Below are 1,273 nucleotides of genomic sequence, written 5' to 3' on the forward strand. Positions count from 1 at the left end.
CCGGTGCCGAGGTGGTGGATCAGCAGCCCCGCCGCCGCGGGGCCCGCGATCCGGCCGAGATGGAAGGTCGCCGACGTCAGCCCGACGGCGTTCGGCACGTCCGCGGGGGCGACCAGGTCCCGGGTGAAGGCCTGGCGGGCGGGCGCGTCGACCGCGTTGCCGATCCCGGTGACCAGCGCGAGGGCGAACACGTGCCACGGGTGCACCGCCCCGGTGAGCACGAGGATCCCGAGCGCGAGCGCGGACGCCCCGGTGAGGACGCCCGCGCCCGCGATCAGCCACTGCTTCGGGTACCGGTCGGCCAGCTTCCCGGCCTGGGGGGACACGAACAGCATCGGGAGGAACTGGAGCGCGGTGGTCACGCCGACGGCGGTGCCGCTGCCGGTGACCTCCAGGACGAGCCAGTCCTGCCCGATGCGCAGCATCCACGAGCCGACGTTGACGACCAGCGTGCCCAGGGCGAAGTACCGGAACTCCCGCAGCCGCAGCGAACGGAAGGTCTCGCCCACGTCAGGAGGGGGTGAGCGCGGCGGGCCGGGCCGCCCGCAGCGCCGGGACCACCTCGCCCGCCAACCGCTCCAGCGACGCCTGGGAGAACGCCTTGTCCGCTGTCGTCCCGTTGAGCAGGTAGACGTGGGAGAGGCCCATGTCGAGCGCGGTCCCCAGCTTGTCGACGACCTCCGCCGCGGTCCCGACGGCCCCCCACCAGCGGGCGAACTCCGGATCGACGCAGCTCGCGGGCGTGCCCTCGCGGTAGACGAAGGCTCGGCGCAGCGGCTCGCTGACCCGCCGCAGGGCGGGCGGGTGGTCGGCGACCCGCGTCTCCTTCATCGCGCTGAAGTGCGCGCTGTAGGCGATCGGGTTGCACATGGCCTGGGCCGCCTCGGGCACGGCGGCGGCGTCCGCCGCGACCGCGACGTTGCAGTACATCCCGTACTCGACCTCGTCGGGGTCCCGCCCGGCGGCGACGGCGCCCGCGCGCGCGGTCGCGAGCGCCCACGCCACCCGCTCGGGATCGGTCCCGACGGCGAAGGAGACCCGGTCCGCGATCCCGGCCGCCATCGCGAGGGCGTTCGGGCCGGTCGCGGCGATGTCGACGGGGACGGGCGGGAGACCCTCCGGGATCCAGGTCAGCCGCGAGGGCTTCCCGTCCAGATCGACGGTGCCGCCCCGGAGATAGGTGCGGACCCTGGACGCGAACTCCGCGAACTCGTCGATCGGGCCCGGGATCTCGCGGCCGATCATGCCGAGGGCGGAGTCCCCGCGGGCGAGG

2 protein-coding genes are annotated in these 1,273 nt (G+C 74.9%); both read right to left on the reverse strand.

Translation table 11 applies throughout. The annotated features are described in order from the left end of the window. Positions 1-509 (reverse strand): MFS transporter (locus H5J29_RS33160; RefSeq protein ID WP_181784827.1); only part of this gene is annotated, 509 nt, incomplete at its 3' end. A gap of 1 nt (position 510) precedes the next feature. Then, the coding region (locus H5J29_RS33165) for an LLM class flavin-dependent oxidoreductase (RefSeq protein ID WP_181784828.1) at positions 511-1,273 on the reverse strand (763 nt) is incomplete at its 5' end.

The sequence above is a fragment of the Pseudonocardia pini genome, from assembly GCF_013870575.1.
GTDB classification, from domain to species: Bacteria; Actinomycetota; Actinomycetes; order Mycobacteriales; family Pseudonocardiaceae; genus Pseudonocardia; species Pseudonocardia pini.